The organism is Mycobacterium sp. (assembly GCF_049683355.1).
Classification (GTDB): Bacteria; Actinomycetota; Actinomycetes; order Mycobacteriales; family Mycobacteriaceae; genus Mycobacterium.
Genome location: NZ_JBAUJB010000307.1, coordinates 23,253 through 31,571 on the forward strand (window position 1 = coordinate 23,253; position 8,319 = coordinate 31,571).

At 69.7% G+C, this 8,319-nt stretch carries 8 protein-coding genes and 1 pseudogene; 7 read left to right on the forward strand and 2 right to left on the reverse strand.

Annotated features, from left to right (window positions below; all coding sequences use genetic code 11):
- Positions 1–78: 78 nt before the first annotated feature.
- Genes WA944_RS17900 through WA944_RS17910 form a run of 3 tightly spaced genes read left to right on the forward strand, consistent with a single transcriptional unit; the run spans position 79 to position 3,373 of the window.
- Positions 79–789, forward strand: a complete 711-nt coding sequence (locus WA944_RS17900; protein WP_526372756.1) for a class I SAM-dependent DNA methyltransferase — start codon at positions 79–81, stop codon at positions 787–789.
- Positions 786–2,321, forward strand: coding sequence for an FAD-dependent oxidoreductase (locus WA944_RS17905; RefSeq protein ID WP_526372755.1), 1,536 nt, complete (start codon positions 786–788; stop codon positions 2,319–2,321). The genes WA944_RS17900 and WA944_RS17905 overlap by 4 nt, the downstream gene beginning before the upstream one ends.
- Positions 2,318–3,373: a DUF5914 domain-containing protein gene (locus WA944_RS17910; protein ID WP_526372754.1), complete on the forward strand. Its 1,056-nt coding sequence runs from the start codon at positions 2,318–2,320 to the stop codon at positions 3,371–3,373. Before WA944_RS17905 ends, WA944_RS17910 begins: the two co-directional genes overlap by 4 nt.
- A gap of 1 nt (position 3,374) precedes the next feature.
- Here WA944_RS17910 and WA944_RS17915 read toward each other — a convergent pair whose 3' ends face one another.
- Positions 3,375–4,559, reverse strand: a complete 1,185-nt coding sequence (locus WA944_RS17915) for an ROK family protein (RefSeq protein ID WP_526372753.1) — start codon at positions 4,557–4,559, stop codon at positions 3,375–3,377.
- Between the two features lie 87 nt (positions 4,560–4,646).
- On the opposite strand from WA944_RS17915, the gene eda reads away from it, so the two are divergent.
- The 4 genes and pseudogenes from eda to rnhA all read left to right on the forward strand — a co-directional run bounded on the left by eda (position 4,647) and on the right by rnhA (position 7,787).
- Entirely contained in the window at positions 4,647–5,309 is a 663-nt protein-coding gene (gene eda / locus WA944_RS17920; protein ID WP_526647196.1) for a bifunctional 4-hydroxy-2-oxoglutarate aldolase/2-dehydro-3-deoxy-phosphogluconate aldolase, read from the forward strand.
- A pseudogene (locus WA944_RS17925) lies at positions 5,306–6,525 on the forward strand (MFS transporter). Before eda ends, WA944_RS17925 begins: the two are co-directional and overlap by 4 nt.
- A 64-nt stretch (positions 6,526–6,589) precedes the next feature.
- Positions 6,590–7,243, forward strand: coding sequence for a VOC family protein (locus WA944_RS17930; protein ID WP_526373057.1), 654 nt, complete (start codon positions 6,590–6,592; stop codon positions 7,241–7,243).
- Between the two features lie 70 nt (positions 7,244–7,313).
- Entirely contained in the window at positions 7,314–7,787 is a 474-nt protein-coding gene (rnhA, locus tag WA944_RS17935; protein WP_526373059.1) for a ribonuclease HI, read from the forward strand.
- 104 nt (positions 7,788–7,891) lie between these two features.
- Here rnhA and WA944_RS17940 read toward each other — a convergent pair.
- On the reverse strand, positions 7,892–8,319 hold a 428-nt coding region (locus WA944_RS17940; RefSeq protein WP_526647197.1), incomplete at its 5' end, for an HNH endonuclease signature motif containing protein.

Consider the following 8,319-nt stretch of genomic DNA (forward strand, 5'->3'; position numbering starts at 1 on the left):
GGTTGCCTGCCTGATCATCACCGCGCCGGTGCTGCTGTTGTGGCAACACCGCCGCGTCAAGAGCGAACAGAAGGTGACATGAACCTCGAACCGCAGAACGTACCCGAGGCATTCGATGCCGGAGCCCGGGACTACGACGGCCTCGTCGGCGCCAATCCCGGTTACCACGAACATCTGAGAATGTCGGCGGAACGAATGCAGCTGCCCGACAAGGGACGTGGCCTGCGACTGCTGGACATCGGTTGTGGCACAGGTGCTTCTACCGCAGCACTGCTGGCAGTCGCACCCTACGCCGAGATCATCGCCGCGGACGGTTCGGCCGGGATGCTGGCCGAGGCGGAGGCCAAGACCTGGCCGGCGTCGGTGCGCTTTGTGCACAGCCGGGCCGAAGACCTCGCCGACGCCGGCGTCACCGGCCCGTTCGACGGCATCCTCGCCGCGTATCTGGTGCGCAATCTCGCCGACCCCGACCCCGTGCTTCGCTCCTTGCGCGCACTGTTGCGTTCGGGCGGCGTGTTCGCCGCGCACGAGTACTCGGTCCGCGACTCCCGCGCTGCGACCGCGGTGTGGAACGTCGTCAGCTGGGCGATCATCATCCCGGCCGGCCGGGTCCGCTCCGGCGATGCCGGGCTGTACCGCTATCTGCGCCGCAGCGTCAACGACTTCGACGGCGCCGACGCTTTCCGCAACCGGTTGCAGCGCAACGGCTTCACCGATGTTCACAGCCTCACCGTCCCTGGGTGGCAGCGCAACATCGTGCACACCTTCCTCGGCCGGGCGCCGCAGTGAGCGATCCCCGTCGGGTGTGCCACCCCGCCGCGCCGGGGTTGGACGACGCGGGTGTCCTGCCCCACCGTCCGACGGTGGTGGTCATCGGGGCCGGCATCGCCGGGTTGGCGGCGGCGACCGCCCTGGCCGAGCGCGGCGTGACGGTGGAGTTGCTCGAAAAGCAGGACCACCTCGGCGGCCGGGTGGGTGGCTGGCGCGAGCATCTGCCCGACGGCACCCCGGTGGCGATGAACCGCGGCTTCCACGCCTTCTTCCGCCAGTACTACAACCTGCGCAGCTTGTTGCGGCGCGTCGACCCGCAGCTGTCGATGCTGCGCCCGCTGGACGACTATCCCCTCGTCGACGCCGCCGGCCGACGTGACACATTTCGCGGCCTGCCCCGTACCCCTCCGCTCAACGCTCTCGTTTTCGCGATGCGAAGCCCCACCTTCCGGCTACGCGATCTGATCCGCCTCGACGCCCGCGCCGCGGCTCCGCTGGCGGCGGTGTCGGTACCGCAGATCTACCGCCGGCTCGACGACCTCGACGCGGAATCGTTCCTGCACGACATCAACTTTCCGGTGGCCGCCCGGCATCTGGCGTTCGAGGTGTTCGCCCGCAGCTTCTTCACCCGCCCCGAAGCGCTGTCCGCCGCCGAACTGGCGACCATGTTCCACATCTACTTCCTGGGCTCCAGCGAGGGTCTGGTCTTCGACGTCGCCGACGCCGACTTCGATGTCGCGCTGTGGGAACCGTTGGCCGACTACCTCCGGAACCTCGGGGTGAAGGTGCACACCGGGAGACCGGTGCGAAGCGTCACCACCGCGGGGCCCGACAGGTTCGTGGTGACAGATCAGACCGGTACCGAACTCGACGCCGACGGCGTGGTGCTGGCCACCGACGTCGAGGCGCTGCAGAGCATCGTCTCGGGTTCGCCGGGCCTCGGCGACGACGGGTGGCGCACCCGGATCGGCCGGTTGGGCACCGCGGCGCCCTTCATCGTGATGCGGCTGTGGCTGGACAGTCCGGTCCGCGACGACCGACCGGCCTTCCTCGGAACCGGCGGCTTGGAACCGCTGGACAACATCAGCGTGCTGAACCGCTACGAACACGAAGCCATCGAATGGGCCCAGCGCAGTGGCGGGTCGGTGGTGGAACTGCACGCCTATTCGGTCGCCGAGGACACCCCGCAGCTGCGGCGCGAGCTGCTCGCCCGGCTGCACGCTCTGTACCCGGAGACCTCGTCGGCCCGAGTCGTCTTCGAGAAGACGCTGTGCCGCAACGACTGTCCACGCCTGGCCCCCGGCGATCACGCCCGCCGGCCGACGGTTCGGACCCCGCACCCGACCCTGGCGCTGGCCGGCGACGGCATCCGGATCGACCTTCCGGTGGCACTGATGGAGCGTGCCGCCACCACGGGCACGGCGGCCGCCAACACGCTTCTCGCCCATTTCGGCTTGAAGGGGCACGATATGTACACCGTGCCGGTGCGCGGACGCTCTCCAGTCCTGCGGAAGCTCGCCGGCCGCGTCGAAAGGCGGACACTGCGATGAACCGACTGAACCGGATGACGACCTCTCTCGGCAAGGCGTCGCCGTTCGAGGTGCTGCCGCGCATCCCGTGGAGCAGGCAGACCCCCACCTACCGGCAGGCGTCGCCGGCGGTGATCGATGCGGCGCTCGCGCGGTCCCAGAAGCGGCCCAGCGGCAACTGGTACGTCATCGGCGCGACCTCGGACATCGCGGCAAAACCGTACGGGGCCAACGTCGCCGGCGCCGAGCTGGTCTGCTGGCGCGGCGCCGACGATCGGTTGAGGTGCGGCCCGGCGCGCTGCCCGCACCTGGGAGCGGACCTGTGCACCGGCACCATCGACGACGGCGCCCTGATCTGCCCATGGCACGGGCTGAGACTGACCGGGCGGTCCCGTTCCGACTGGACGTCGCTGCCGGTCTTCGACGACGGCGTCCTGACGTGGGTTCGTCTCGACCGGATCGGCGGTGAGGATCCGACGTCGGCACCGATCCTTCCGGCCCGGCCCGAGGGGCAACGGCTCGCGGCAGTCGCCAGCCTCACCGGCACCTGTGAACCCATCGACATCATCGCCAACCGGATGGACCCCTGGCACGGCGCCTGGTTCCACCCGTACTCGTTCACCAGGCTGGAGGTGCTCAGCGCCCCACCCGAGGGTGGTGACGTGCCGGAGGAGCAGGACCGCTTCCTGGTGGCGGTGACCTTCCGGGTCGGCCGGCTCGGCATCCCGGTGATCGCCGAGTTCACCAGCCCCGAACGACGCACGCTGGTGATGCGCATCGTCGACGGGGAAGGCACCGGAAGCGTCGTCGAAACCCACGCTACGCCAAACGGATACGGCCCGGATGGGTCGCCGCGCAGCACGGTTGTCGAAGCCGTCATCGCGCAGTCCGACCGTCCGGGGTTCGCGCGCGCGTTGCAGGCGGCACCGCTGATCACGCCGCTGATGCGGCGCGCGGCCCACCGGTTGTGGCGCGATGACCTGCTCTACGCCGAACGCCTGCACACCGTGCGTCGCCAGGACGCCGATGATGTGTCTTCGCTGCTCGAACCCCCTGGGGATCCCACGGACTGATTCATCGCGAGGGTGTGACGAGCGCGTCAATGGCGGCCGGACCGAGCACCCGATCGAGCACCATCATGGCACTGCCGATCACCCCGGCGCGGTCGCCGAGGGCCGACGGGACGACCTGCAGCACCCGGGTGGCCAACGTGGTCGCGTTGCCGTACAACGTCTCCCGCAATCCGGCGACGAAGAAGTCGTAGGCCCCCGCCACATCGCCCGCCACCACCAAAGCAGCGGGGTTGAGCAGGTTCACCGCCGCGGCGAGCACCTCACCGACATGACGGCCGCTGTCGCGAATCAGCCGCCGCGCCAACGCGTCCCCGCCATGTGCCAACTCGACGACGTCGCGTAGGTTCCGGACGTCGCGACCTTCCTCGCGCAGCGTGCCGACCAACGCCCAGCCCCCGGCGACGGTCTCCAGGCAACCGGTGTCACCGCAGCGACAGACCCGTCCCGTCGCCGCCGCGGCCTTGTTGTGACCGAACTCGCCGGCCGCTCGGGTCGCCCCACGCTGCAGGGCCCCGCCGGCGATGATGCCCGCGCCGAGCCCGGTGGAAGCCTTGACGACCAGGACGTCGTCGAAGCCGCCGGATCCGGCGCGCCACTCTGCGAGCGCGATGACGTTGGCGTCGTTGTCCAGCACCACGGGCGCCGCGGTGAGTTCGCGGAAGTACGGCACCAGCGGTGCGCCGTCCCAGCCGCCGAGCACCGGGGAGTCCACGCTGCAGCCCCGCTCCTGGTCGACGGTGCCCGGAAGACTCAGACCGACCCCGAACACCTGCCGGGCGGTGTATCCCGTGCCGGCCAGCAGCAGATCGAGTCGTTTGACCACCTCCGGCATCAGATCCCCGGAGGTCAGCCCCGGCGCCTGGTCGATGTCGGCGGCGGCCAGCACCTCGGCAGCCAGATTGCACACCGCCAACCGTGCTCGGCTGCCTCCGATGGCCGCGGTCAACACCACCCCGGCGGCGGCGTTGAAGCTCAGCAGCGTGGGCGGGCGGCCGCCGGTGGACGCCGCCTGTTCCCGCTCGATGACCAGGTCACGGGCGGTGAGCTCCCTCACCCTGGCGGACACCGCCGTCCGCGACAAGCCGGTCAGCTTTCCGGCCTCGGCGCGCGTCATCTCGCGTTTGTCCCTGATCAGGGCGTACAGGTCCCCCACAGAAGTTGCGGACGCAGCCCGGAACAAGGACATACCGAGACCCTAACCGTCCCCACTTCCGTTTTTCAAAGACTTAAGTCAGGATTGAGAAGGACGTTAGCCGCGGTTACCGTTGGTCTGATGAAGGAGCCGAGATCGCTGTTGGACGTCGCCCCGGTGATGCCCGTGATCAGCGTGCGCAACGCCTCTGACGCGTCCGTCGCGGTGCCGATCGCCCGGGCACTCACCGCGGCGGGACTGCCCCTTGTCCAGGTGGCGATCGACTCGCCCGGCTCACTGCGGGCCATCGAGCTGATCGCGACCGAGGCGCCGGAGGTCATCGTCGGGGCCGGCGGGGTCGACGACGTCGACCAGCCGGCACGAGCCCGCTCGGCGGGCGCCGAGTTCCTGATCGCCACGGGCGCAGGCGCACCGCTGCGGACGGCGATGTGTGCAACCGAACTGCCACATCTACCCGCTGCCTCGTCCGCCACCGAAGCCATGGAGCTGCTCGAGGACGGCTACACCGACATGGTGCTGCACCCCGCCACGGCTGTCGGCGGCGTGCGCTACCTCAGGGCGCTCGCAGCATTCGTGCCCGCTGCCCGGTTCTGCCCTTCTGGCGGGATCACCGCTGCGCAGCTGACGGGCTACCTGGCGGCGCCCAACGTCGGGTGCGTCAGCGCGGACTGGCTCACGCCGGCAGACGCCGTCCGCCGCCGCGACTGGGATCGGATCCGTCGCCTGGCCGAAGCCGCGCTGAGGCTCGGCAAACCCACCGTCGACGTCCCTCGGGCACTGTGACCGCGACCCTGGACCGCGCGTCCGGCCCGGTGTCGGTGGTGGCACCGGACCCGGTGGTGCGCTGGCTCGCGGTGGTCGCCCTGGCGCTCGGTGGATTCGGCATCGGAACCACCGAGTTCGTGGCGATGGGCCTGCTGCCGGACATCGCCAGCGGCCTGGGCGTATCCGAACCCACTGCCGGGCAGGTCATCTCGGCGTACGCGATGGGTGTGGTGGTCGGCGGCCCGCTGATCGCCGCGGTCACCGCGCGGATGGCACGCCGCAGGCTACTGCTCGGGTTGATGGCGGTCTTCACCGTCGGGAACCTGGCCAGCATGCTGGCGCCGTCCTACGAATCGCTGATCGCCGCACGGTTCCTGGCGGGCCTGCCGCACGGCGCCTTCTTCGGCGTCGCCGCGATGGTCGCCGCCCACCTGATGGGTCCGCGCAACCGCGCCAGTGGGTCGCCCATGTGATGTCCGGGCTGACGATCGCGACGGTGCTCGGTGTGCCGATGGCGTCGTGGTTGGGCCAGACACTCGGTTGGCGCGCTGCGTTCGGCCTGGTCGTCGGCGTCGGCGTGGTCACGCTGACCGCGCTGTGGTTCTGGCTTCCGTTCCAGTTGCGATTCATGCCGTCCACCAGCCCGATGGCCGAACTCGGTGCGCTGCGCCGGGTGCAGGCCTGGCTGGCGCTGGTGGTGGGCATGATCGGCTTCGGTGGCATGTTCGCCGTGTACACCTACATCGCCACCACCATGACCGATGTCGCCGGGCTGTCGCGCGCGTTGGTTCCGGTGGCGCTGATGGTGTTCGGCCTCGGGATGGTCGTTGGGGACCTGGTCGGTGGCCGATTGGCCGACCACTCGGTGATCCGGGCGCTCTACCTGTCGATGGGCTCACTGGGTGCCGCGCTTGCCGCCTTCAGCGTCGCGTCGCACAACGCGTGGGCCGCGCTGGTGCTGCTCTTCGCGATCGGCGCCTCCGGCTCGGCGGTCGCCCCGGCCCTGCAGACCAGGCTGATGGACGTCGCCCACGACGCGCAGACGCTGGCCGCGTCGCTGAACCATTCCGCGCTCAACGTCGGCAACGCCACTGGCGCCCTGGTGGGTGGCCTGGTCATCGCAGCCGGCCTGGGCTACACGGCGCCCGCCGCTGCCGGCGCACTGCTGGCGCTCGCGGGGCTGACCGTGTCCGTGCTGCTGGAGAGGCGCAGGGTCTCGTCTATGTCGGCCTGACGCACCGCGTCGCGACCTACAATCCGGTCATCCCAACAAGGGCCGAAGCCGTGGAGGAGCCTCCATGACCGTCAGTCTCGACGAGATCCAAGTTGCCGATCCAGTGCAGGCTTGGACGCAGGCGGGGTTCGCGGTGGGTTCCGACGCGGTCTGCCGGGTCGGTGGCGTAGGCATCAGGCTCGTCGGACGCGGTCACGGCTCCGGCATCGTCGGATGGTCGTTGCGCGGGCTGCCACCCGGCCGCTCGATCGAGGACCTCGACGGAGTCCCGACGACGCGGTCAGACGCGGCTCCGGGTACACCGGGCACGCACCCCAACGGCGTCACCACAATCGGCCATGTCGTGCTGCTTTCACCGGATCTGGGTCGGACGGTCGAGTCGCTGGCAGCCGTCGGTGTGGAGCCGCGACGGGAACGCGACGGTGAGCTCGGCGGACGTCCGATCCGCCAGATCTTCTTCCGGCTCGGCGAGGTGATCATCGAGGTCGTCGGTTCGCCGGACAGCGCCGGCGAGGGTCCGTCCACTCTCTGGGGAATCACCTACGTCGTCGCAGACATCGACGCCACAGCCGCGTTCTTCGGTGACCGCGCCGCGCTGGTCAAGGACGCGGTCCAGCCCGGGCGCCGGATCAGCACGCTGCGCCATGACCAACTCGGGATATCGGTACGTACGGCCGTGATCTCGGCGCCCGTCCGAGACGCCGGGGTGCGTCGCTGAGCCGACCAGCCGGCCGGATTGCCTATTCTCGGCGCATGACCGAACCCGTGGACCGCGGCGTGGTGTGCCCGTGAGCGACCATGTCGTGGTCATCCACACCGACGGCGGGTGTCGACCCAACCCCGGCCCGGGTGGCTGGGGCGCGGTGTTGCGCCACCGTCAGCACGTCCGCGAGATGTACGGCGGCGAACCCGGTGAGACCAGCAACAACCGGATGGAGTTGACCGCGCCGATCATGGCGCTCGAGGCGCTCACCAGGCCGGTGGTGGTGCATCTGTACACCGACAGCACCTATGTGCGGAACGGCATCACCAAGTGGGTGCTCGGCTGGGAACGCAACGGCTGGATGACGGCCGCGAAGCAGCCGGTGAAGAACGTGGATCTGTGGCAGCGGCTCCAGATCGCCTGTGCGCTACACCGAGTCGAGTGGTTCTGGGTGAAGGGTCATTCTGGTGTCGCCGACAACGAGTTGGCCGATCAACTAGCGACGCGCGGTATGCAACAAGCCATCGGCACTGGCCGAGTTCGCCCGACCGCGCTGTAGTCGTAAGCTGCTTCCTTACAGCCGGTTCCAGGCACGCGTCGTCGCAGAGTGCACCTCCGCTCCGCTAGGAACGGCGGAGGTGCACTCTGCGGAGGGTGCAGCCGTCAGGCTGCTTGGTTTTCAGGTGGTGCGGGGCCGCCGGGTTGTCCGGGTTCGCCGGCGCGGGTCGGTTCGGCGGGTTCGCCGGGTTGAGTGGCGCCGACCGCTTCGGGCTCGACCCGCTCGGTGGTGGTCTCCGAACGCGCGGGCTCCTCGGGGTGCAGGAGTAGTTCGGGGCGGTGGCGGTAGTTGATCCGGGATTGGCCGGTATCCAAGGGTGGTGGCGGGATCCATTCGACCTCGTGACGCTCGTTCATCCGAGTGGTCCAACCACCGTCGGTGTCCACGGCGCGGTTGTCGGGCCCGCACGCCAAACCCATCTCGTCGACGTTGGTGTTCCCGCCGTCGGCCCAGTCAGCGGCGGCGTGATGGACCTGGCAGCCGTAAGCACCCACGGTGCAGCCCGGTTTGGTGCAACCCCCGTCACGGGCGA

Bases quoted from the DNA above. Each gene is read 5' to 3' on its own strand.
- WA944_RS17910 (WP_526372754.1), top strand. From the start codon at position 2,318: ATGAACCGACTGAACCGGATGACGACCTCTCTCGGCAAGGCGTCGCCG.
- eda (WP_526647196.1), top strand. From the start codon at position 4,647: ATGAAGGAGCCGAGATCGCTGTTGGACGTCGCCCCGGTGATGCCCGTG.
- WA944_RS17915 (WP_526372753.1), bottom strand. From the start codon at position 4,559: ATGTCCTTGTTCCGGGCTGCGTCCGCAACTTCTGTGGGGGACCTGTAC.
- WA944_RS17900 (WP_526372756.1), top strand. From the start codon at position 79: ATGAACCTCGAACCGCAGAACGTACCCGAGGCATTCGATGCCGGAGCC.
- WA944_RS17930 (WP_526373057.1), top strand. From the start codon at position 6,590: ATGACCGTCAGTCTCGACGAGATCCAAGTTGCCGATCCAGTGCAGGCT.